Source organism: Aeromicrobium sp. PE09-221 (assembly GCF_002174305.1).
Taxonomy (GTDB): domain Bacteria; phylum Actinomycetota; class Actinomycetes; order Propionibacteriales; family Nocardioidaceae; genus Aeromicrobium.
This window is the reverse complement of sequence record NZ_MIJB01000026.1, coordinates 46,212-69,235: the sequence shown is the minus strand read 5'-3', so window position 1 is coordinate 69,235 and position 23,024 is coordinate 46,212. Positions and strand designations below refer to the sequence as shown.

At 62.5% G+C, this 23,024-nt stretch carries 22 protein-coding genes and 1 pseudogene; 11 read left to right on the top strand and 12 right to left on the bottom strand.

The genetic code is table 11. The features are described 5' to 3' along the window. Positions 1–74 precede the first annotated feature (74 nt). From BHE97_RS14535 to BHE97_RS20765, 4 genes and pseudogenes are all read right to left on the bottom strand, one after another. Positions 75–812: an IS3 family transposase gene (locus tag BHE97_RS14535; protein ID WP_140400173.1), complete on the bottom strand. Its 738-nt coding sequence runs from the start codon at positions 810–812 to the stop codon at positions 75–77. Positions 813–850: 38 nt separating this feature from the next. Next, positions 851–1,921: an IS110 family transposase gene (locus BHE97_RS14530; protein WP_087624750.1), complete on the bottom strand. Its 1,071-nt coding sequence runs from the start codon at positions 1,919–1,921 to the stop codon at positions 851–853. Positions 1,922–2,160: 239 nt separating this feature from the next. Continuing rightward, a pseudogene (locus BHE97_RS14525) lies at positions 2,161–2,448 on the bottom strand (transposase); the annotation flags it as partial. Between the two features lie 245 nt (positions 2,449–2,693). After that, positions 2,694–3,008 (bottom strand): hypothetical protein, encoded by a 315-nt coding sequence (locus tag BHE97_RS20765; protein WP_236757709.1) that lies wholly within the window; start codon positions 3,006–3,008, stop codon positions 2,694–2,696. 7 nt (positions 3,009–3,015) lie between these two features. Here BHE97_RS20765 and BHE97_RS20760 point away from each other — a divergent pair, with 7 nt between their 5' ends. Both BHE97_RS20760 and BHE97_RS14515 read left to right on the top strand, forming a co-directional pair. Beyond that, entirely contained in the window at positions 3,016–3,381 is a 366-nt protein-coding gene (locus BHE97_RS20760) for a hypothetical protein (protein WP_236757708.1), read from the top strand. 216 nt (positions 3,382–3,597) lie between these two features. Further along, complete coding sequence (locus BHE97_RS14515; protein WP_087624747.1) at positions 3,598–3,876, top strand: hypothetical protein; 279 nt, start codon at positions 3,598–3,600, stop codon at positions 3,874–3,876. Between the two features lie 2 nt (positions 3,877–3,878). On the opposite strand, the gene BHE97_RS14510 is transcribed toward BHE97_RS14515, so the two are convergent. The 8 genes from BHE97_RS14510 to BHE97_RS14475 form a co-directional block, all read right to left on the bottom strand. Continuing rightward, entirely contained in the window at positions 3,879–4,298 is a 420-nt protein-coding gene (locus BHE97_RS14510) for a DUF4160 domain-containing protein (protein WP_087624746.1), read from the bottom strand. A 125-nt stretch (positions 4,299–4,423) separates the two neighbouring features. Beyond that, complete coding sequence (locus BHE97_RS14505; RefSeq protein WP_087624745.1) at positions 4,424–5,671, bottom strand: hypothetical protein; 1,248 nt, start codon at positions 5,669–5,671, stop codon at positions 4,424–4,426. A gap of 46 nt (positions 5,672–5,717) precedes the next feature. Beyond that, positions 5,718–6,920: a TIGR02391 family protein gene (locus tag BHE97_RS14500; RefSeq protein ID WP_087624744.1), complete on the bottom strand. Its 1,203-nt coding sequence runs from the start codon at positions 6,918–6,920 to the stop codon at positions 5,718–5,720. A gap of 1 nt (position 6,921) precedes the next feature. Continuing rightward, complete coding sequence (locus BHE97_RS14495) at positions 6,922–10,032, bottom strand: type I restriction endonuclease subunit R (RefSeq protein WP_087624755.1); 3,111 nt, start codon at positions 10,030–10,032, stop codon at positions 6,922–6,924. Beyond that, positions 10,029–11,093 carry a hypothetical protein gene (locus tag BHE97_RS14490; protein ID WP_140400171.1) on the bottom strand — a complete coding sequence of 355 codons (1,065 nt, stop codon included), beginning with the start codon at positions 11,091–11,093 and terminating at the stop codon, positions 10,029–10,031. The genes BHE97_RS14495 and BHE97_RS14490 overlap by 4 nt, the downstream gene beginning before the upstream one ends. Positions 11,094–11,096: 3 nt before the next feature. Beyond that, positions 11,097–12,302 carry a restriction endonuclease subunit S gene (locus BHE97_RS14485; protein ID WP_087624742.1) on the bottom strand — a complete coding sequence of 402 codons (1,206 nt, stop codon included), beginning with the start codon at positions 12,300–12,302 and terminating at the stop codon, positions 11,097–11,099. Next, positions 12,299–13,867 carry a type I restriction-modification system subunit M gene (locus BHE97_RS14480; protein WP_087624741.1) on the bottom strand — a complete coding sequence of 523 codons (1,569 nt, stop codon included), beginning with the start codon at positions 13,865–13,867 and terminating at the stop codon, positions 12,299–12,301. The genes BHE97_RS14485 and BHE97_RS14480 overlap by 4 nt, the downstream gene beginning before the upstream one ends. A 213-nt stretch (positions 13,868–14,080) precedes the next feature. Then, positions 14,081–15,016, bottom strand: a complete 936-nt coding sequence (locus BHE97_RS14475) for a hypothetical protein (RefSeq protein ID WP_087624740.1) — start codon at positions 15,014–15,016, stop codon at positions 14,081–14,083. A 118-nt stretch (positions 15,017–15,134) separates the two neighbouring features. Between BHE97_RS14475 and BHE97_RS14470 the strand changes: the two genes are divergently transcribed. The 9 genes from BHE97_RS14470 to BHE97_RS14430 all read left to right on the top strand — a co-directional run bounded on the left by BHE97_RS14470 (position 15,135) and on the right by BHE97_RS14430 (position 23,022). Continuing rightward, positions 15,135–15,440, top strand: coding sequence for a hypothetical protein (locus BHE97_RS14470; protein WP_087624739.1), 306 nt, complete (start codon positions 15,135–15,137; stop codon positions 15,438–15,440). Further along, positions 15,437–15,703, top strand: coding sequence for a hypothetical protein (locus tag BHE97_RS14465; RefSeq protein WP_087624738.1), 267 nt, complete (start codon positions 15,437–15,439; stop codon positions 15,701–15,703). The genes BHE97_RS14470 and BHE97_RS14465 overlap by 4 nt, the downstream gene beginning before the upstream one ends. Further along, entirely contained in the window at positions 15,703–15,918 is a 216-nt protein-coding gene (locus BHE97_RS14460; protein WP_087624737.1) for a hypothetical protein, read from the top strand. Before BHE97_RS14465 ends, BHE97_RS14460 begins: the two co-directional genes overlap by 1 nt. Before the next feature lie 220 nt (positions 15,919–16,138). After that, entirely contained in the window at positions 16,139–16,756 is a 618-nt protein-coding gene (locus BHE97_RS14455; protein ID WP_087624736.1) for an MT-A70 family methyltransferase, read from the top strand. Continuing rightward, on the top strand, positions 16,756–16,956 hold the full coding sequence (locus BHE97_RS14450; protein WP_087624735.1) for a hypothetical protein: 201 nt from the start codon (positions 16,756–16,758) through the stop codon (positions 16,954–16,956). The genes BHE97_RS14455 and BHE97_RS14450 overlap by 1 nt, the downstream gene beginning before the upstream one ends. A gap of 182 nt (positions 16,957–17,138) precedes the next feature. Then, complete coding sequence (locus tag BHE97_RS14445) at positions 17,139–19,322, top strand: type IV secretory system conjugative DNA transfer family protein (RefSeq protein WP_087624734.1); 2,184 nt, start codon at positions 17,139–17,141, stop codon at positions 19,320–19,322. A gap of 154 nt (positions 19,323–19,476) precedes the next feature. Next, positions 19,477–20,310, top strand: coding sequence for a replication-relaxation family protein (locus BHE97_RS14440; protein WP_087624733.1), 834 nt, complete (start codon positions 19,477–19,479; stop codon positions 20,308–20,310). After that, entirely contained in the window at positions 20,307–20,723 is a 417-nt protein-coding gene (locus tag BHE97_RS14435) for a hypothetical protein (protein WP_087624732.1), read from the top strand. Before BHE97_RS14440 ends, BHE97_RS14435 begins: the two co-directional genes overlap by 4 nt. A 133-nt stretch (positions 20,724–20,856) precedes the next feature. Further along, a complete protein-coding gene (locus BHE97_RS14430) occupies positions 20,857–23,022 on the top strand; it encodes a recombinase family protein (RefSeq protein ID WP_170931437.1) in 2,166 nt (721 codons plus the stop codon). The last annotated feature ends 2 nt before the right edge of the window (positions 23,023–23,024 follow it).

Below are 23,024 nucleotides of genomic sequence, written 5' to 3'. Positions count from 1 at the left end.
GATGAAGCGCCTCCTGGCGGACGACAGATCAACAGCCAGGACACCCAGACTTCGGGGTCAGTCGTCAGCAAGAGTCAGGCCGCCAGGAGACGATCGACAGTCTCACAATCGTAGGCATCGCCCGCCGACCCAACGGACGGGTCGACGCCCTCGTCGACGAGCCGTTGGGTGAAGGCGAAACTGACGTATTGGGAGCCAGCGTCGGTGTGATGGATCAGCCCGGTCAAGTTGGTGATCCCGGCCTGGCGCCGCGTCCAGATCGCGTGCTCGAGCGTGTCGAGCACCAGATCGGTCCTCATCCTCGTCGCTGCTCGCCATCCCACGATCCGGCGGGAGAAGACGTCGAAGACGAAGGCGACGTAGACCGTGCCGGCCCAGGTCGCAACGTAGGTGAAGTCGGCCACCCACAACTGATTCGGTCGGCTGGCCCAGAACTGCCGGTCCACCAGGTCGAGCGGCCGTGCGGCGGCGGGGTCGCCGATGGTGGTGCAGACCTTCTTCAACCGCAGCGCCCCGACCCAGCCCTGCTCGCGGTAGAGCCGCTCGATCGTGCACCGGGCCACCTCATGGCCCTTCCCACGTAGGTGGAGCCACATCTTTCTCGCTCCGAACCTCACCAACAGCTTCTGCCGGGCGCGCTCGGACTCGATCAACGCGACCAGTTCGCTGTCGCGGGTCTGCCGTTTCGAGGGTCGCCGTGCGATCACCTCGTAGAAGGTGGACGGGGCGATCTTGATCCCGTGCTCTGCAAGCACGCGAGAGATCGGCTCGACCCCGAACTCCTCCTTGTGAGCGGTGATGAAGTCGATCAGAACCTGTTGGGGCGGTCGAGTTCGGCGATGCTCCTATGTCAAGCCGCGAGTTGAAGGGGTGCCGAGACGGTTCGCTGGGATGCGCGCAGGTCGGCGCGCAGCGCGGTGAAGACGACATCGGACAGGCGCCGACGCAGCAGCCTAAGCGCGGCAACGCGGTCCTTCCCACGGGCGAGCTGCTTGTCGAGGTAGGGACGGCCCGGCCCCACTCCGCGGGCCTGGGTCACCGCGATCATGTGCAGGGCGCAGTTGACAGATCGGTTACCGCCTCGGTTGAGCCGAACCTTGCCGGCGCTGGAACCCGACCAGACCGGCACGGGTGCTGTGCCGGTGAACCTGGCGTAGGCGCTCTTATCGCGGAAGCGGTGAACACCAGCGGTCTCACCAACGATGACGGCTGCGGACAGAACGCCACAGCCAGGGATCTCAAGCAGCGACGGCGCGAGCTGTCGGACCAGATCTCGCAGCTCACGCTCGAGGTTGTTGATCTGCGTTGTCAGTTCCTGACAACGCAGCAAGTGTCGCCGCGCAAGTCGCGCCACGACACCGTCGAAACGGTCTAGTTCGGCCAAGAGCTCGCGGACGACGTTCTGTCGACGCAGGCCACGGCTGGGGATCATCAGATCCGGATTCAGTTCGTGCAGGTGCCAGCGCACCTGTTGGGCGATGCGGGATCGCTGAACCACCAAGTCATGGCGGTGATCAGAGAGCAGTTTGACCTCTCGTGCCGGTCCGTCGAGCTCGGCCGCGGGCAGGTCCGCGTGACGCAGCGCGGCCAACGCCACGGCTTCGGCGTCGATCGGGTCAGACTTCCCGGGCTCACGACTGCTGCGGCGAGCACCGGCCATGAGCCGGGTCGGGACCCGCAGCACCCGCTGACCCGCAGCGAGGAGGTCGGACTCGAGCCGTCGAGTGAGGTGGCGGCAGTCCTCTAGCGCGAACCTGACGCCGTGCTCGTCGTGGTCAGCGAACTGCGCGGACCACTCGACCAACGCCAGGTGGCCCTCGGCGTTCGTGCTCACCGTCTTGGTGCCGAGCCTTCGTCCCACCTCATCGAGGGCCACCATCGTGTGGGTGCGCTTGTGCGAGTCGGTGCCAATCATGACCATCCCAGAACCTCCTACCGTCGACGGACTGTCCAAGGCCCTGCCGCCAGCGAGGCGGGCACGCCTCAATTCAGCACGAACGTCGTCGCAGGCAGGCTCCTATCAAGCCACGCACCCCCCGACGCCAGGGCACCCGACCGAGGCCGCACATCGGAGACAAGCCACCGATCACCACGGCAACCGGGGCAGCGAAGAAACGAGCGAACCCCGATCGGGCAGCATCACTTTGACATTGACGCGAAGAAAGCCGAGGCCGCCTTCAAGATCTCATTGGCCCGCCGAAGCTCGGCCACCTCTTTCTTGAGGTTCTTGATCTCAGCGATCTCCTCGCTGGTCTTGCCCGGACGGGTACCGCCGTCGACCTCGGCCTGCCGCACCCACTTGCGCAGCGACTCTGGCGAGGTGATCCCGAGTTTGGACGCGACCGACCTGATCGCCGCCGCCTCGTGCGGATAGTCCCGCCGGGACTCCATCACCATCCGCACCGCGCGCTCACGCAGCTCCGCGGAGTACTTCGAAGGTCGTGCCATGAGAGTGATCCTTCCAACGAATCAGCTCTCCAGACTCGCCGGGGCGGTTCACACTGCTGCGTTGTTTCGCCAACCCCTACTTCAAAGGCATCGTCACCTACAAAGGCATGCAGTATCGCGGGCAACATGAGCCGCTGGTCAATGCCGTCACCTGGGACAAGGTGCAGGCAGTTCGCGCCGCGCACACCAACGGTGAACGCACCCGCAAACACCCCCACTGGCTGCGGTCCACCGTGTACTGCGGCCTATGCGAGAGCCGGATGATCGTCATGAACGCCCGCTCCTCCACCGGCGAGTACTACAAATACTTCGGCTGCGTCGGGAAACACAACAAGAAGACCGACTGCCGCATGCCAGTCGTGCTCATCAGCGAGATCGAGAAGAAGGTCACCGAAGACTACTGCCACAACACCATCCCCGCTGACCTGCGAGCTGCTGTCACCGAACTGGTCACCACACTGCTGCGCGAAGACGCCCGCGACACCGAGCAGGAGCAAGCCCAACTCAAGCGAGAGACCGACAAGCTCGAACGAGAACGCGCCAAGCTGCTCCAAGCCCACTACGCGGATGCCATCGACCTCGACACCCTCAAAAAACGAACACGCACGCATCAGCAGCCAGCAGACACAGATCGAACAACGCCGAGAAGCCCTGAACCGCGGCCTGACCGAAGTATCCGAGCGCATCGACCTGGCTCTGCAGCTCATGACCAACGCCCAGGCCGTCTATGCCAACGCGCCCGAGCACGTCAAGAAGCTGCTCAACCAAGCGTTCTACGAGCGCATCCTGGTGCGCGCCGACGGGCACATCGAAACCGAGAACGCCGAGCCATTCAAGACGCTGCGCTCACGCGCACTGCAAGAGGGCGCGATCCAGCATCACGCTGCGCTTGGCGTACAAAAAGCGGCGGCAGCCTCAGGCTGCCGCCGCTAGGAGTCTTCAACCCGCGAAACCAGTGCTTGTTCTCATGTCGCGCGTTTTGATACGGACACTTACGTGGCCCTATCGAGTCTTGATACAAACAAATGGGCGCCTCTGTTGGCGCGGGACTGGGAGCCCTCCCCGTCCGCTCAACCTGCGCCTGGCTATGAACGAAGAGGCCCTCTACGTCAACGGCAAAATCGCCTGAGCCCTGAGCAGGTTGCAGTCATGGCCGAACGCTACCTCGAGGGCGCCAACGTCAACGAGCTCGCCGCTGAGTTCCGCTGCGCACGGCAGACCGTGTCCTTGCGCCTCAAGGCCCACGGTGTCGATCTCCGGCGGCAGCCAGCGACTCCCGAGGAGATCGCCCAGGTCGTCGAGCTGTACGGCTCGGGCCTATCGCTGGTGGGCGTTTCTGAGCAGACCCGCTTCTCCCCGAAGTCGGTGCTGAACTATCTGCGGACCGAGGGCGTCCAGCTGCGAGACACTCATGGACGCGACCGCTGACCTCAGCCCAGCTCGGCAGAAACGCTCTGATACTCAGCCCACATGCCAGCGAGCCGCGCCCCGTTCTCATGGACCGCGGCCTGCAGGTCGCGCACCTTCTTCGCGCTCAGACCCTTCGGGACAGGATCCATGAGCGCCCCGGTTACGAGATTGAAGCGGAACTTCACGCCCGGGTGCGATCGGAGTTCGACGTGCGCGTGCGGAGGGTCGTGATCGAGCGGGTTGACCCGAATCTTCACGCCGCACTCGACCAAAATGCTGCCAGCGACGAGCGAGACGACGAATCCCTCGTCATCGAAGCCAATCGCGCCCTCCCGCCCGAAGTGGTGGGTCGCGATGTTCTCGAGCCGCGAGATCAGGTGCTCCGGGGTGATGTGCCCCTGCGCGAGCGCCCTGTCCCAATCCTCACGGGTCTGGATCATGAGCGGCTGATCGTGGTTGTCGCACCAGTAGGGATTGTCAGGATGACGGCTCAAGATTCAACTCCGTTGGTCGGTGAAGGGCGCAACGACATCAACGCGCACAGCGGTGCCCCCATTCCGTCGAGTCACATGCGGAAGTCGGTCAAACCTTCGTCCTTGAACTTGTAGCCACGATTGCTCGGGTGCTGCGAGAGCCACCCAGCCATGTTGACGAGCGATTCGTTGATCCCTCTCAGGAGGTTGACCTGCCGATGGACAAGCGTCTTATCAGTAAGATTCACGCGCAACGCATGGGCAGGCTTCTGCCGCGCCTTCCGCACCTCGCGGAGCGGCTTCAAGTAGCGCGTGATCGCCTCATCGGGGACCTGGGTCTTGGCCATCAGCAACTCAAGTCGCTTAATCGTGCCGAGCTTCTGACCCTGGTCGTCTCGATCGCCCACGGCGAGAGCGTCGAACGCTGCGTGACGCAGATTCTCGGACAGCAGCTTGTCCGTTTCTCGAATGAACTCGTCCCAATCACGCTGCGACGGTCGCAGGATCCAGCCGTACTCGTCGGGTGTCTTCTCGACCGCAAACAATCGCTCACCGGCGATGTTCTCGAAGAGTTCGTTGATCTGCCCGAGCTCCAACGACATGCGACCGAACGGCCCGATCCCGTCGGTCCAGTTGCCCATCTGGTTCGCCCACCACTCCGGATGCGGGCTCAGCCCATCATCGGCAATTTGGTAGGTCTTCCACCGCTGCTGGTGCTCGGGCGACAACTTGGCGAGGTCGCCGATGAACGCAGCTACCCGACGGAGAATCGGCGACGCCTCGTCGCCCGCCGTATATCTGCTGAGGTCGTACGCGAATCCCATGTGCTGGAGCGAGACCTTGTCCTTCTCCGGTTCGCCCTCGTCGCCGTATACGTCGTCCGTGACGCTCATGTAGACGCTGAAGTCGCCAATCCGGCAGTGATACCGGGGATCGTTCCGGTACGGCTCAAGCACATCAGTCGTGAAGTATGCGAGCTCGAGGACGCCTCGCCCCTTCGCCAGCTCCTGCTCGTAGGGTCGACCGACGTAGCGCTTCGGCAGACGGACGCCTTTCATTCCGGTAGCCGTTGGGTACAAGCAGGCAGCCCCCGAGAGGTCGCCCGCGGCGAGCGCATCCAGCGAGGCGATCTGGGACTCGATCGTGCGACGGGATTGCCATGGCCTGATGTGCGGGTTCAGGTAGTCCTCGCCCGTAACCACCTGGACCAGCCCGCGCCTCGTCAGGTCAATGGCCTCATCGATGCGCGACGCCCGACTGTCAGCGCGAAGGGCAAGCCCATTGAAGTCGCGCGACGTCTTGATGTTGAAGTCGATGACCTCGCGGAGCAGGTCGCTCATCCCTCGGCCACTCGCTCCACAACGGGCAAAATCGTCGATCGCGCCATCACCGCTCGGCCCGTTCCTGCATCCACCGCTTCGCCTTGGCGGAGAGCTTGTCGGTGTACTGCTGCTCGATGTACTCGAGGAACGGGAGCATTCCGGCCTGCTGATCGTTCCCATAGGAGTCGACGGTCGGCAACTCGAGGAGGCGGTCGATGTCGTCCTTCGTGAGCTCGGTCGCCACGAGCTCGAGCTGCATCAGAACCACGTTGCTGTGGTCGTAGCTTCGCGTGAAGTCGGCGTCGTCGAGCCACTTCTTCTTGAGCACCTTTCGGACGGATGACGACTCGAGGTTCACCGGCAGATCAAGGGACTGAAGCCATCGTCCATTCTCGAAGTCGCGATAGAACGCCGAAGCCGATCGATAGCCTCGCCGCTTCGCGAGAACGATCGCTTCGATCTCGTTGATCGTGTCCTCGCTGACGTAACGGGTGATGAGGTCATAGGCGAGACTCGCGAGCGAGACGTAGTGGATCGCTAGGTTCGGCTCCATCGGTGTCGCGGGGGTATGGGCCTTCTCGTTGCGCAGGTGCTGGACGCCGAGGTGGAGGTAGCCGATGCCACGGAAGAAGTCGGCTTCTGCGTCGGTCGTGGGCTTGGCCTTGCCGAACAGCGCCTTGTAGTGCGCGTCGCTCTGGGCGCTGTTGTTGAAGACGTCAGAAGCCTTCTCCTTACCCGTGACCTCGCGAAGCTTCTCGCGCACAAGCTTGTAGGACTCCTCGACGCCGTGGAAGTAGTCGCCGGTCGCGAGGTATTGGCCGATGTGGTTGTAGATGTCCTCGTGGATCTCGATGTGGATCTTGTTCGCCGTGACCGATGCCTCGGTCGTGAACGTCACGGGAGCACCACTCTCCTGCTGGGCTGAACTGGGAGCCGAGGCCATCGGCGTGAGGTACTCGATCAGCTCCTGACGCAACGTCTCCTCGGATGGAGTGGGCTCCGAGCCCGCGAGCAGCTTGGTCACGCGCCAGTGCTCGAGCAGGTCGAGGTTGAGCTTGGCGACCTCGGCTGCGGACTCGCCCTCCCAGATGGCGCGGAGCAGCTTTGCCTTCGATAGGTCATCGCCGTACTTCTCATACGGATCGATGCCGATCGAAGTGCGGACGAACGTGGCGAAGGTTGCGTTGGTCAGGTCGAGGACGTAGCCGCCGCCCATGCCGAACAACGACTCCAACTTCAACCTGGCAGTGTTATCGAGCGCAGCCACGTCAGTCACCCGATCCAGCACTCAGCCCGAAGAAGCGGTCGAAGAATTCGCCAAGCCGAGTCAGCACGCGGGCCTTCTTCTCGCCGTGACTACCACTCGCGGAGAAGCGAGAGGCGGGCGGGAGGATCTTGGTGACCGCGGTACCGGTGGTAGGGATTGAACCGTCGCGGAACGCATGTTCGACGAAAGATCGAGTTTCGTCAGGCTTGAGGCTCTCGTCGGCGATGATCGCCTCCAGTTCGGCTTCCCGCTTCGCATCGACGTAGGCGCGCCATTCGTGGTCGATCTCCCCGTTAATCGAGACGCGGTCGACGAAGTCCATGATGAGGTCGCGCTTGCTCCGGAGTGACGGGCTGGAGTCGACAGCACGTTGGATCTCCATGACGGCGTCCATCTCCTTGTCGGAGCCGTTGCCGCGAGCCTCGCGCCACTTCTCGACGAGCATGAGGATGTAGTCGACGTTGATCTCGACCTGCTTGATCAGCTCGATCTCGAAGACGACGTCGTCGTTGATCGCTTCCTTCTCAGCGGCGTCGTCCTTGCGGAAGTCGGCGTAGAGGTTGAGGTAGACCGAGCGGTAGTCCTGGCTCTGGCGTTCGGTGAGGATCTCGTTGCCCGCGAACTCATCGAACGAGGTCAGGATGTTCTGCAGCCGCAGGATCGCACCGAAGAGCGCAATGAACTCTTTCTGCGCTGCCTCGCCGACGATCTGATCCCCCAGCGGGAACTTGGTCAGCAGCTCGTTGGCCCGGTCGGAGTACTCGGCGTAGTAGTCGCCATAGGGCTTCAGGATGACCACGCCCTTGGCGTCCTCGTTGCCGAACAACGCCATCGCGTCGTTCGTCGCCTCTTCCAGATCGCGGAAGGAGACGATGTTGCCGTAGGTCTTGACCGAGTTCAGGATACGGTTGGTGCGCGAGTACGCCTGGATCAGGCCGTGTGCGCGGAGGTTCTTGTCGACGAACAGCGTGTTCATCGTGGTGGCGTCGAAGCCGGTGAGGAACATGTTGACCACGATGACCAGATCGATCTCGCGGTTCTTCATCCGCTGCGACAGGTCCTTGTAGTAGTTCTGGAACTTGTCGGCGCTGGTGTCGTAGCTGGTGCCGAAGTGGCCGTTGTAGTCCTTGATCGCTTCTTCGAGGAACGAACGTGCGTCACCGCTGAGGCCGTCGGTGTCGAAGGCCTCGTCGTCGAGGATGCCGTCATCGGAGGCGTCGTTGGCGCCGTAGGAGTAGATGACTCCGATCTTGAGGCGCTTGTCTGGCGTGAGGTCGGCTTGCTGCTTCTTGAACTCCAGGTAGTAGCGCTGCGCCGCGTCAATCGACGCGGTGGCAAACAGCGCGTTGAACCCGCGGACCCGGCGCTGCTCCTTGAACTCTTCGGCCTTGCGTCGGGTCTTCACCACGTCGCCGACGTTGGTGACTACTGAGTGGGAGTAGGTGGATGAGCGGCGGGTCTTCTGGTCGAAGTGCTCCAGAATGTACTTGACGATCTCACCGAGACGACGCGGATCGAGTAGTGCCTTCTCTGAGTCGATGGCCGAGACTTGCTTGTCGTCGGGGTTCCCAATCTTGACGGTGTTGATGTAGTCAATACGGAACGGCAGGACGTTCTTGTCGGTGATCGCATCGACAATCGTGTAGGTGTGGAGCTTATCGCCGAACGCCTGCTCGGTGGTCTTGAGCTTGGGGTTGCTGCCGCTGCTCGCGTTGGCCGAAAAGATCGGCGTCCCTGTGAATCCGAACAGATTGTAACGCTTGAAAGCTTTTTTGATGGCGGTGTGCATGTCACCGAACTGCGAGCGGTGACACTCATCGAAAATGATGACCGCGTGGCTGGAGAAGACCTGGTGGCCCTTGTTGGCCTTGATGAAGGTCGAGAGCTTCTGGATCGTGGTGATGATGATCCGAGCGTTCGGGTCCTCGAGTTGCCGCTTCAGCACCGAAGTTGAGGTGTTGGAGTTCGCCGCCCCTTTCTCGAAGCGGTCGTACTCACGCATGGTCTGGTAGTCCAGGTCTTTGCGGTCCACCACGAACAGCACCTTGTCGACCGACTCCAGCTTCGATGCGAGCTGCGCGGTCTTGAACGAAGTCAGGGTCTTGCCCGACCCCGTGGTGTGCCACACATAGCCACCTGCCTCGACAGTGCCGAGACTCTTGTAATTGGTGGCGATCTCGATCTTCTGCAGGATCCGCTCGGTAGCGACGATCTGATACGGCCGCATCACCAACAGCAACCGATCGGCGGTGAGCACGCAGTAGCGGGTCAGTATGTTGAGCAGCGAGTGCTTGGCGAAGAACGTCTTCACGAACGACGTCAGGTCGGTGATCGGCTTGTTCTGGGCGTCAGCCCACCAGGAGGTGAACTCGAAGCTGTTCGATGTCTGGCGTCCCCGCTTGGCGTTCTTGCTGCTTTCCTTGACCACCGCATTGCGGGTGCTGTTGGAGTAGTACTTCGTCAACGTGCCGTTGCTGATCACGAACAGCTGCACATACTCGAACAGGCCGGAGCCTGCCCAGAAGCTGTCGCGCTGGTAGCGGTTGATCTGGTTGAACGCTTCCCGAAGATCCACCCCGCGGCGTTTGAGCTCGATGTGCACCATCGGCAGGCCGTTGACCAGCACGGTCACGTCGTAGCGGTTGGCGTACTTCGCACCGCCATCGGCCTGGTCGATCTCGTACTGGTTGATCACTTGCAGGCGGTTGTTGTGGATGTTCGCCTTGTCGAGCAGCCGGATGTTCTTCGTCGACCCGTCATCACGGGTCAGGAGCTGGACGTGATCCTCCTGGACGCGGACGGTCTTCTCGACGATGCCGTCGTTCTTGCCCGCTATCTTCTCGTTGAAGAACTGATCCCACTCGGTGTCGCTGAACGCGATCTGGTTGAGCGCCTCGAGCTGCGTGCGGAGATTCGCGACGAGCTGGGCCTCAGAGGTGACCGGAAGATACTCGTAGGCCTGCGACTCCAGGAGCCGGATCATCTCGCGTTCAAGATCCGCCTCCGACTGATACGACCCCGACTGCTTCGGATCGGGCGTATACTCAGCGACGACAGTGCTCTCCGCCGAGATAGCGATCGGATCGTACTTGCTTGGAGTGCCGTCGCTCATGCCGTGGCCGCCCATCTGAACGTCTTCAGGAACTCCTGAAACTCACCCCTCAAAGCATCCTTGTATTCCACTGCCACCTCGGCAGAATCCAGATCCGCGAACCGATCATGGCTGTAGAGGTTGAGAACCTTCGTCAGCAGAGCCGCATCAGGTCCGGTCAGCAGATCTCCCCAACCTCCCGTATGCCCGAGAAAGTTGGCCGTCTTCTCAAGAAGAGCTCGGAACTGATTGAAGTGTCCCCGTTGAACCGAGTTCCCCAGAATCGCCTGCTGGATATCGTTAATGACCCCAAGGTGATAACTGAAAGGAGTGTCCTTCGACTGTTTACTGAGTGTCCATCCGGCGACTGGTTCTCGCGCAAGAACATACGCGTGGTCACTCTTCCGACGGAGGGAATTGAACAGAACATTGAAGAAGAGTGCGTGATGGGTCGTGACCAAGAACCTGAGGTCATGATCTCCCGCAAACTTAATGAGGCCAGCTAAGGCGAGCGCGACAGAAACGATTCGCACGTCATCCATGGATGACACTGGATCATCAATCACGGCGAGTGTTAGCCCATCGTAATCTGTGGTCGAGCGCAGATCTTCGCTATCAGCAAGGGTTTCCACCGCCTCGCTCAGCACGGAGTAGTAGACACACCACACAAAGATGCTCTCCTCCGCTCGCGATATTTTGATGCCGTCGGTAGTGCTGTCATCTCCGGCGTAAACACCAAAGACAACTTCGCCACGAGCGAAGTCGATCAGAGGCTCGATCTTGCCATCGGTGAGACTTTTGAAATTGTCGACAATCGCCCCATCGAGACCCTGAGTTTCGATCGTCTTCAGTAGTTCTGCTTCGAGATTCATCTTGAGCACTACTCGCTCGTTGTCCCAGCTGAAAACATCCTCGACATACGAGTTATATAGAACCACCCCGTCGGGATCACGGTCTTTCATTTGTTGAGCCAACCGCGTCTTACCAATCGTGTTTGGCGCATAGATTAGAGTGCTACGAGAACCCGATGCGCCCGTCGACAGGTAATCACACAGGCTGTCGATTGTCTCGTGATGCTCCATTGTCTATTTGGCCTCCTTGAACGTCAGCAGTCGGTCGCGGTAGTGCTCGTACTGCGTTCGGCGAGCATGCAGTTCGGCAGGGAGCCCGACGCTGATGTCGTTCACTAGTGCGTCGAAGCGATCCAGGAGATCCACCACGCGCTCTTGCTGCTCGCGTGGCGGCATGGGGATAACTACCGAGCGCACGATCTCGGCGTTCAGGTTCTTGACTGTGCCCGCACCGGCCTTGCGCGCGAACTCGTCTTGCACGGGACCCGACCGCAGCAGGTAATAGAGGTAGTCACGAACGTAGGAGTCTTCGAAGTCGCTGATGGCAAGCCAGCCGTCGTGGATGTACCCCTCGATCTTCGAGACGTATGGCCGCCCAAAGCTCATGGAGTTCGAGAGAACGAAGTCTCCGGGTGTCACGCGTCTGGATTTGGCGGCGCCCTCAGGCGTGACCTTCTGCGCTGTTCCCGTGATGTACTTGCCTCCGGCAGGAACGTCGCCGATCTTGATCCAAGGCACGCCCCGCGGGTCATCGGTGAGAAACTTCTGAATCGGGCGCGGGGATGCGCCACGAACGATCCTCGCGATATCGCCAAACTTCACGCGCGGAACATCACCATCGACTGAGAGCAGTTGGGCAGCGTAGTAATCATACTGGCAGCGTCGAGCCTCGAGCTCCGCTTCCAGCTCCGCTTCCAGCTGAGTGAACTGATCCAATATTCGCACGATCTCCCGCTGCACCTCGAGAGGCGGCACAGGGACTTCCAGGTTCAGATAGTCCTCGCGTTGTAGTCGCTTGTGGCTATTTGTGCTGCCTGTTACGGTTCCAGCAAGCCAGGACATCTTGCTCAAAATGAGGTAGTATAGGAATCCGATCTCTAGCGATGTCGCGTCAGGCTCGATCGGATAAAATTCTGGCGAGCAAAACGCCCTCTCTGGAATGACCTCCAGCCTCCAAACGCGGGGAATGTGCGGGTTCAGTTTCGCAGCAAGAACGACAGGCTTGGAGAGCCTTGTCTTCGCGGACCCAACTTCTGTGCCTGTCAGAACCTCCGGCGTCATACCGTGATCGAAAGACGGCAAACTAAAGATAGTCACCGGGGCATCGCCCATCGCTGAAGGTTGGACATTCCGTCCCGCAATCTGCGCAACATCTCCGAGCTTCTTGAACTGGACTCCTTGCGGAGCGAGCTTTGCGATCAGTTCGTCGACGCGGCTCACTTGGTGCCCTCCAGGTCGGCGACGATTTCGTCGATTGAGGCGCGGAGTTCTTGTTGTCGGGCGACGATGCGGGCGATCTCGGCGTTCAGTTCGGTGATGTCGATGACCTCGCGGGTGTCTTCTTGTTCGACGTAGGAGGAGACGGCGATGTTGTAGTCGTTGGCGGCGATGTCTTCGTTCGGCACGAGCTTGGCGACATGGTCGACGCTTTCCCGGGCTGTGAAGGTGTCGAGGATGTGTTGCTGGTTGGCTTCGGTGAGTTTGTTCTTGTTGCCGGTGCGTTTGAACTGGTCGGATGCGTCGATGAAGAGTACGGCGTTGTCGGTCTTGGATTTCTTGAGCACGATGATGCAGGTTGCGATCGTGGTGCCGAAGAACAGGTCCGGTGGGAGCTGGATGACGGCGTCGACGTAGTTGTTGTCGATGAGGTACTTGCGGATCTTCCGTTCCGCGCCGCCTCGGTAGAGCACGCCGGGGAACTCGACGATGGCCGCGGTGCCGTTGACGGCGAGCCACGAGAGGATGTGCATCGTGAAGGCAAGGTCGGCCTTCGACTTTGGTGCGAGCACGCCGGCGGGCGCGAAACGTGGGTCGTTGATCAGGAGCGGGTTGGCGTCGCCATCCCATTTGATCGAGTACGGCGGGTTGGAGACGATCGCTTCGAACGGCTCATCGTCCCAATGGGCGGGGTCGGTGAGGGTGTCGCCGTGGGCGAGATTGAACTTCTCGTAGTTGATGTCGTGCAGGAACATGTTGATCCTGGCGAGGTTGTAGGTGGTCAGGTTGATCTCCTGACCAAAGAAGCCCTGTCGCACATTTTCTTTGCCGAGGACTTTCGCGAACTTCAGCAGGAGCGATCCGGATCCGACGGCGGGGTCATAGACCTTGTTCACCTGTGTCTTACCGACCACGGTGATGCGGGCGAGAAGCTCGGACACTTCCTGGGGTGTGTAGTACTCGCCACCGGATTTACCTGCGCTTGAGGCGTACATCTGCATGAGGTACTCGTAGGCGTCACCGAACAGGTCGATCGAGTTGTCCTCAAAGTTCCCCAGCGGCAGGTCACCGATCGCATCCAGCAGCTTGACGAGTTTCTCGTTGCGTTTGGCGACGGTGCCCCCGAGTTTGGAGCTGTTGACGTCGAGGTCGTCGAACAGGCCTTTGAGGTCGTCTTCGGCGTCGGTGCCGACAGCAGATCCTTCGATGTTCTTGAACACGCGGGCGAGGGTCTCGTTCAGGTTGGGGTCGCTCGCGGCGCGCTTGCGGACGTTCTGGAAGAGTTCGGAGGGGAGGATGTAGAAGCCCTTTTCCTCGACCGTTTCCTTGCGTCCGAACTCTGCCTGGGCGTCACCGAGCAAGGCGTAGTCGAAGCTCGGGTCGCCTGCTTCGCGTTCGCTCTTGTTGATGTAGGCGGTGAGGTTCTCGGAGATAAACCGATAGAAGAGCATGCCGAGAACGTAGGACTTGAAGTCCCAGCCGTCGACGGAGCCGCGAAGGTCGTTCGCGATGCGCCAGATCGTCTTGTGCAGCTCGGCGCGCTGTCCTTCTTTGGTGGTCGGTGCCATGTGGTTCATCTCCTGCGCCCGAGGCGCGTCTTTAGTTATAGTTGCGGGTCAATCTCACCGTAGCGCGAGGCACTGACATCGGCCGTGAGCCGCATGCTTGGTGAGCCTTGGTGGGTGATGCAGCCGGGAGCTGGTGTCGCGTCGACCGGGCGCTGCGATCTACCTGTGATTATCTCATAACAGGCCGTTTTCGAGAAGACCTTGCCGCCTCGGTCAGGCGTCCCAGCTCCAGGCGATGCCGCTATGCAATCCTCCGTAGAGGTCGCTGAACTCCGTGCGCACCGTGCGCTGACCGTCGATGCTGAGGGCGGTGTCGCGGGTTGGCTCGCCGGGTGTGGCGATCCCTGTGAGTCGGTTGACCCGCCAGATCATCTTGGGCTTGTCGCCGATGAAGGAGACGGTGAAGGTGGCGAACCGGGTGGGTTCGTGGAAGGCCATGTGCTCGGCGGTCAGGACGGCTTCCTCACCTCTGTGGGGGTTGCGGATGAAGTAGCGGAGGTCGTAAGTCTTGCCGTGTCGCATGGGTTCGTCGGGCCAGAACTGGTGTTGGTAGCCGTAGTCGTAGAACTTCATCTGCAGGGAGAAATCTTCACTGACCAGGCGTGGCACGTTGGGGCTCGGGGTGTCGACGCCGAAGTAGTCGACCCCGTCGGCGAGTCCGACGAGCTGGAACCGGTAGCGGGTCTCTTCGTGGCGTCGGTCGCGGACGATGGTGTGGACGCTCATGGCATAGATCGCCACACCGCTGTGGGATTCAGCGATCCGGGTCGGGATCGGCGACTTGGGGTAGCGGCCACTGACGAGTACGGCGACCAGGTGGTCGATCGCTGTCTCTGCGCGGTCGGCAACGGCTTCCCAGCCGATCACGGGATCTTGGAGCGACCCGTGGAGGGTGCGTCGTTCTTTGAGGGTCTTGAGGTTCCACGCCCGCTCCGTCAGACGCAGTGAGTCGCCGAGAATCTCGGCGGTCGGTCCGCCGATGGAGTTGATCGCTGCGACGAACCGTTCGGTGAGTATGTCCGGGTGCGTGCCGGGTTCGCCGAGAACTGCGACGAGGGCTTGTCGGGTGGCGAGGCGGTCGGCGTTAAATCCCTGGCCTTTGCAGAGGAAAGTGATCGCTTCGCGGACGCCAGCAGGTGTTGACTCCAACTCTGCCTCCTCCTGACTCCAAGTCCTTGCCGCTTGATTTTCATCTCAGTCGGTCGTCCCTAACGTGATTCACGAGCCCAAATCGGGCCGGAGATTCAAGGCTAGAGGAGGCCGGATCATGAGTAGTGAACTGGAGCGCTGGGCGAGCCCCAGCCGGGGGCTTGTCCCGTCGCGGGAGGAGCGCACCCACCGGAAGGCCGTCGATCGGCTGGTGAACGAGACCAAGTTCGCGGGCCTCAAGGTCGACGCGGAAGCGGCCCTGACGGGTCGGATCATGGAGCGAGCTGTCGATCTGGACAACTACCGCAAGAGTCTGGCGAACGGCGACCCGGTGCTGGATGCGGTACTGACTCGGATCGAGGTCGGTTTCGTCGACAAAGCGCAGCGGGTGCAGCGCAGCTTCGGGTCGGAGTTCCCATCATGATGTGGGCCGTCGGGTATGTCGCAGCCCTTGCTGTCGGCACTGCCGGTGGCGCTGCGGCGATGTACCTGGTGCTGCGTGAGCGTCTCTGCGGCGACGTCGATGCCCACGAGCTGACCGATGAGGATCGCAGCGAGATCACCGAGCAGTTCAAGGAGCACACTCGCGCGGTCCGTGAGCAGGTCAGCAGCTTCGCGGACACGCTGGCCGGTGGCGACCCGCAACTGCGTGAGCGGCTGCGGTTGTTCGAGAGCGGTGATAGGTGATGGAGCCGATTGGCCTGACGCTGCTACTCCTGGGCGGGCTGGGCGCCGCCAGCGCCATCGCGCGACGTGAACGCAAACGAACCGAGCAGCGCAGAGCAGACCAGCTGCGCCGGGATCTCCGCGTGGCGGACCTGCGCGTGCAGTCGGACTTTCACCGTGCGCGTCGTGCCATGAACGACGCCGCTGGGCAGTCCTGGCGCAACCTCGCCGGATAGAGCGGGTTGTTGCAAACACCACAACACCGGCTATCGCAGCCACCTCTGCCCTCTCGAGGGCACCTGTCGGCCTCTGACGAGGTCACCTCTCAGGGGCCGACAGGTCGGTGCACGAAGCCAATCTCGGGGGTCTTTACCCCTCGAACGAATGAGCGCATAACTGGGGCAGACGCCGCGGACAACCGCAGCGATATCAGCCCATTGAAAGGAGGCAACCGCCATGAACGTCGACACATCAACCACCAATCTTGAGCCGGAAAAGTACTCGGTCATTTACGCCGATCCGCCGTGGATGCCCGGCCAGACCGGCAAGCGTGGCGCATCGGAGAAGTACGGCCTGATGAGGACCGGGGCGATCTGCAAGATGCCGGTCGCCAATCTGGCTGCCGACAACGCGGTGCTGCTTTTGTGGGTCGTGAACAACGGCCTCCAAGATGGCCTCGACGTCATAAAGGCCTGGGGTTTCCGGTACGTCACGAACGCAGTGTGGGACAAGTACTACATGGGGCTGGGCAACCACTTCCGTGGCAGCCACGAGATCCTCCTGCTCGGGGTCAAGGGGTCGGTGAAGCCGAAGTTCCGCGGCCAGAAGTCGGTCTTCCAAGAACCCCGGCTGGCGCACTCATCCAAACCGCAGGAGGTGATCCAGAAGACCGTCCGGATGTACGACGGCCCGTACCTGGAGCTCTTCGCCCGAGAGCGTCCCAACTGCCGCGAGGCATGGGCGGTATGGGGTGATCAGATCCCCAGCGACGTGCACCTCCCCGGCTATCCCGTGCCCAAGTACACCGAGCGGGGGCTCGCCCACAAGGCGCTCGTGGAGGGTCGTGATGCGTGATGGCCGATACTCCGAACTCCCTGCTTTCGCGAGCATGGGGCGCCGTCATATCTCTGCTTGGGATCGCCGTCACGCTGGCGTTCATCGTCAGCATCATCCAGAGCATCTGGCTGTGGCTGGCCGCCATCGCCGTCATCGTGATCGTGATGGCCGTCGGGGTCTTGCTGATTCGTCGCTGGTGGGAGCGCCGACGCTGGTAACGCTGGAGATGCGGCCATGACTGGTGAAGCGAAGCGCAGACGAGGGCGACCGCGGTCGTCGAAGAACTTCCGCCTCGTTCCGGTCCCCCACACAAAACCCGAGCATCGAAAGATCGGCCAAGCGCTGCTCGCACTGGCGATCCACCAGCAGGAGCAGGCCGACGACGGGAAGGAGGCGCGCGATGAATAGCCGACACATCCACTGGGAGTGGCGGCAGGTGTGGTGTCCGAGCCACTTCGATCCGGATCTGGGGTTGGAGTTGCTGGACCGGATCTGCGCCGACCACAACCTCGGCCCCGTCGTGTTCGAGGCCCGCTCCCACAACACGACGGTCAACTACTTCGTCGGCGTACACCGCAGCCATGTCAAGAAGATCGACGGCCTCATCGGCTCCCTCGTGCCCGGCATGCGGCTGGCCGACGCGAAGCTGAAGGCCCGCCAGCCGGTCGAATTCGCCGGGCATCTGAAGGTGTCGCACAGCTCACTGGCCCTGAACGTCGACCGGGTCACCGCAGTCACCCGCTCCGTGCTCGCCGGGCTAGCGACCACCCAAGGCACCAGCGAGGATCTCGTCCTCCAGATAGTTCTCGGTGGAAGGTTGGCTCCGCACTTCGTGAGCCCTGACGCCAAGCAGCCGACCGATACGTGGTTCGACCTCGCATGGCGTGGTCAGCGCACCGCCAGTGCCGAGACGCGTGCCAGCTTGAAGACCCGAGCCTCGATGCATGGAGCGAAGGCCACCATCCGGGTCGGCGCGAACGCCGCGACCCCCGGTCGCATCAAGAACCTGATCACCCACACCCTCGGCGGTCTTCGGGTGGCGCAGGCTGCGGGCGTGCGGATCAACTTCATCCGCGAATCCGCCGACCACCTGAACCGGACATCGCTGCCGTGGCGCTACCCGCTGGCGATCTCCTCCAAGGAACTCATCGCGCTGATGGGCTGGCCACTGGACAAATCCGGCGAAGCGGCGCTGCCCGGGCAACCCGCCAAACACCCCCAACTACTCGCCCCCAAGACCACGGTGGCGGCGTCACGACGCCCGTTCGCCGAGACCACGGCACCGGGGCTCACGACCCAGGTCGGCATCGGCGCGCAGGACTCGCTGCACCACACGCTGCTGCTGGGGCCGACCGGTTCCGGCAAGTCGACCGCCATGCTCGCGATGATCATGGACGCAATCCGGGACGGCCGCAGCGTTCTCGTGATCGATCCGAAGGCCGACCTCGTCAACGACATCCTGTCCCGCATCCCCGAGGAGCGCGCCTCCGAGGTCGTGGTAACCGACCCGACCAGCCCGCGGCCAGTCGGCTCGAACCCACTGCGTAGATCGGGACGGCATGCCGCGCTGACGGCCGACTCGATGCTGGCGGTGTTCAAGGAGCCGAGCGGTGAGTCGTGGGGGCCGCGCACCGCCGACGTCCTCACCAGCGCCTTAATGACACTGGCGCATCACAAAGGCACCACGCTCACGATGCTGCCCGCACTGCTGACCGACACCAAGTTCCGGCACCGGATGCTCAAGGACATCGACGACCACCTCGGGCTCTCGAGCTTCTGGACGGCCTACGACGCGATGAGCCCGCACCAACGCGCCCAGGTCATCGCACCCGCCATGACCCGACTACGCCAGTTCCTGCTGCGCCCGCAGCTGCGTGCCGTGCTCGGCCAGGCCGACCCGGCCTTCGACCTGTCCGACCTGTTCACCAAGCGCCGCATCGTGCTCGTCAGCCTCAACAAAGGCCTCATCGGCGCCGAGGGCGCACGGCTGCTCGGCTCGCTGATCGTGGGCCAGTTGTGGCCATTGATCCTCGCTCAGGGAAGCAAGCCGCCCGAGCGGCGCCGGATCGTAAACCTATTCATCGACGAGGTGCAGGACTACATCGCGCTGCCCACGAACCTCGAGGACGCGCTCGCCCAGAGCCGAGGCCTCGGTGTGGCGTGGACGATCGCGCACCAGTACCGGCGCCAGCTCCCACCAGACCTCCGGGCAGGCGTGGACACCAACACGGCGAACAAGGTGATCTTTGGTCTCAACGCTGAGGACGCTGGCGAGCTCGCCAAGCAGGCACCGGAGCTCGAGGCCGCCGACTTCATGTATCTGCCCCGGTACAGCGTCTACTGCAGGCTCCTCCACAACGGCGAGTCGACGGGCTGGTTCTCCGCCCGCACCCTGCCGCCGGAAGCAGCGATCCGCACGCCCGCCGAACTGCGTGCCCGCTCCGAGTCCATCTACGGGCGCGACGCTGCTGAGGTCGAGCGCGAAATCATGAAAGCGATCGGCATAAACACCCACCAGAAGCCTCGCAAGGACGACCTGGACGGGCCGATCGGTCGGCGCCGCAACAGTGGAGGTCGGTCATGAGTCCGGTTCAGATCGCCCTTCAGGTCGGGTCGAGCCGCCAGGCCGCATTTGGGCAGGTCAGCGCCCTTCGTGCGTCCGTGCTGGAGGGGACTGTGCGTGCATTCCTGCCCGAACTCCGCAGCCGCACGGCGACCCTCACCCTTGGAGGCTCGTCATGATCCGCCCCGATGTCAGCAGCCGGTTGTCGGAGCGGGATTGGCAGATCCTCGGCACGGTGCGAGCCTTCAGGTTCCTCACCACTCGCCAGCTCGCTCGCCAGCACTTCGACCTGAGTGACCCGACGGCGGTGATCCCCCGCAGCGCCAATAGCGCGCTCCAGCGGCTCCGCGACCTGGGCCTGCTGGTCAACCTCCAGCGGCGCATCGGCGGAGTCCGCGCGGGCTCTGGTGGACACGTATGGCAGATCACCGACCTCGCCAACCGGCTCCTCGTCGAGCACCTCGGCGAAGAGACCGGGCCTCGACTCAGGCCGTCAGAACCATCGACCACGTTCCTCGACCACACGCTCGCCGTCGCCGAGCTCGTCATCACCCTGCAAAGCACCAACCACCACGGTGTCGAGATCGAGCGGCTCCAGCTCGAGCCGGACTGCTGGCGCACCTACCTCGGTGCCGCTGGTGAGACCCGAACACTCAAGCCCGACTTGGCATCCACGAGCCAGACCGACGGGTTCACCGACTTCTACTTCTGGGAGGTCGACCGGGCAACCGAGGCACCAAACCGGGTCCTGAAGAAGTCGTTGCAATACCAGCAGTACCGCAACACCGGCGCCGAGCAACGAGCCCACGGCCTGTTCCCGGCCGTGGTGTGGGTGGTGCCGCACAAGCGTCGACGCGACCAGCTCGTGCGCAGGCTCGCGGACGAGCCCGCGATCGACCAGCGACTGTTCACTGTCATCGAGCTCAACCAGGTCGCCCAGCTCGTGCAACTGGGCGCCGACGAATTCAGGAAACGAACGGGTGGGCAAGAAGGAGGAGACCCCTCATGAATCACGAACAACCCAAGCACCCCAGCGAGCGAGAGCCGCTGATCGGTGACCACTTCATCAACCACCTGATCGCCGCCGCGCCGAACACCGAGGCAGCCGAGCGGATCCGCGACGCCTACGACTACCACGGCACCGCGATGGCCGCGTTCCTCGGACTCGACGACATCAACCCGTACGGCGAGCACATCGCGCTGGACTTCCTCAACTGCTACCACGGCGAATACGCCCGCATGAGCGACCTGGTCGATGAGCTCATCGAGGAGCGCGGCTGGCTCCTTGCCCTCGAACAGGTCTACGAGGAACACCCCGAACTGGAGTTCCTGCTCACCTTCGACCGCGAAGGTGTAACCGATCTGCTCGAGATGCGCTACGACATCGTCGACCTTGGTGAACTGTATGTCTTCGAGAAGTAGCCACGACATCGGCGACCCGCCGGACGACTTGTCCACAGGCTCACCCCCGATGGCTGGCGGCGACGCTCATTTCGCTCTGGACTCGTCCGGCGAAACGAGCGTCAATGGAAGCAGTAATCAAGGAGAGGAACCAATGAACCCAGCCACCGTCGCCAACCCCATCAACGCCTTCGCCGAGGCACTCACCCCCAAGGTCGCCGTCAGCTACCTGCGCGTGTCGACCACCGGGCAGGCCCGACGCGGAGGTGGCGACGACGAAGGGTTCTCCATCCCCGCGCAGCGCGACGCCAACAAGCGCAAGGCCGCGATCATGGGCTCGATCATCGTCAAGGAATTCGTCGACCGAGGGGCATCGGCCAGGTCCGCCAACCGCCCCGAGCTCCAACGGATGCTCGAGTACGTCAACGACCACGACGTCGACTACGTCATCGTCCACAAGCTCGACCGCCTCGCCCGCAACCGCAGCGACGACGTCGAGATCGTTCGCGCACTCGAAGCCGCCAACGTCCAACTCGTCTCCACCACCGAAGCGATCGACCAGACCCCGAGCGGCATGCTCCTGCACGGCATCATGAGCTCGATCGCCGAGTTCTACTCACGCAACCTCGCCGCCGAGGTCACCAAAGGACTCACCACCAAGGCGCAGCGCGGTGGCACCGTCAGCAAAGCCCCGATCGGCTACCTGAACCACCGCACCGTCGACGACCAAGGCCGCGAGCTCCGCACCGTCATCATCGACGAAGAACGCGCCCAGTTCGTCAAGGACGCCTACGGCCTCTACGCCACCGGCGCATGGACCGTCGCCGCACTCGCAAACTGGCTCGCCGAACGTGGCTTCACCACCGTGCCGACGCCGAAGGTGCCATCCAAGCCGATGAACGAGAAGTACCTCCACCGCGTACTGACCAACCCGTACTACCGCGGCATCGTCACCTACAAGGGCATCCAGTACGACGGTCGCCACGAACGGCTCGTCAGCGACGAAACCTGGCTCAAGGTCCAAGGCATCCTCGACAGCCACTACAACGGCGACCGCGTCCGCAAGCACAACCACTACCTGAAGAACAGCCTGTGGTGCGGACAGTGCGGCGAACGGATGCTCGTCACCCACTCCCGGTCGGCCAGCGGCGACATCTACCCCTACTTCTACTGCGCCGGACGCCACTCCAAACGCACCAACTGCACCCAGAGCTCCGTGCTGATCTACGAGATCGAACGCAAGGTCGAAGACCTCTACCTGCGCGTCCAGCTCAACGCCACCTTCCGCGGCCACGTCGAGGCGCAGATGCGCGCCGAACTCAACGACGCCCGGAGCGAGGTCGAGCGGCGCCGCGTCGAGCTCAAGAAGAAGCAAGAGCAGTTGAACCGGGAGCGCGGCAAGCTCATGGAGGCCCACTACGCCGGCGCCATCCCCGTCGACCTCCTCGGACAAGAGCAAGACCGCATCAGCAAGGCACTCGCCAGCATCAAGACCGAGCTCGACGCCACCAACGAGAAGTGGGAGCTCATCGAACGCAACCTTGGCCTCGCCCTCGACCTCGCGACCGACACACACGCCGCCTACCTCAGCGCCCCCGAACACATCCGGCGGCTATTCAACCAAGCCTTCTTCGAAAAGATCCTGATCCTCCCCGACGACAACGACCGCGTCGGCGTACGACTCGAAGCCGAGCTCGCCGAACCGTTCGACACTGTCCTCACAAATGCCAAGAGGCCCGCCGGTCATCCCGGCGAGCCTCGTGACTCTTCTTCAATCCACTCAGTGGCACTTACTCAGTCCATTTGTTTGAGTAAGGACACCGTGGTGGACCTCCGTAGAGAGTTTGAGAACCCCTGCCCACACCTGAAAACCTTGTCTTTGCGCAGGTCACGGGGATTCTACGACCACGACCAGCGCTCCTCTGAGCCTACCGTTTCCGACTCAAGGGGGCGAGTGGTGCGATCACTTGGGATGGCTCAAACCCTCCTTCGCCCGGAGCAGGTCGACGATCTGGTAGCGCAGTACCGCGAGGGCGCAACGCTCGTGGAGCTGGCATCCGTGTTCGGCGTGAACCGCCGCACGGTCGCCACCCACCTCACCCGGCGAGAGGTGACGATCCGCCGTGGACGGTTCGATCCCTCCCGCATCCACGAAGCAGCCGACCTCTACCTCAGCGGGTTGACGCTGGTAGAGGTCGGCATGAAGGTCGGGGCGGGGCCTCAGGCTGTCCGGCGAGCGCTCGCTTCCCACGGCGTCGTGATCCGGCCTGGCGGGCGCTGTGGTTCTCGCATCACGGCATCCACTGCCGTGGGCGGTTGAGC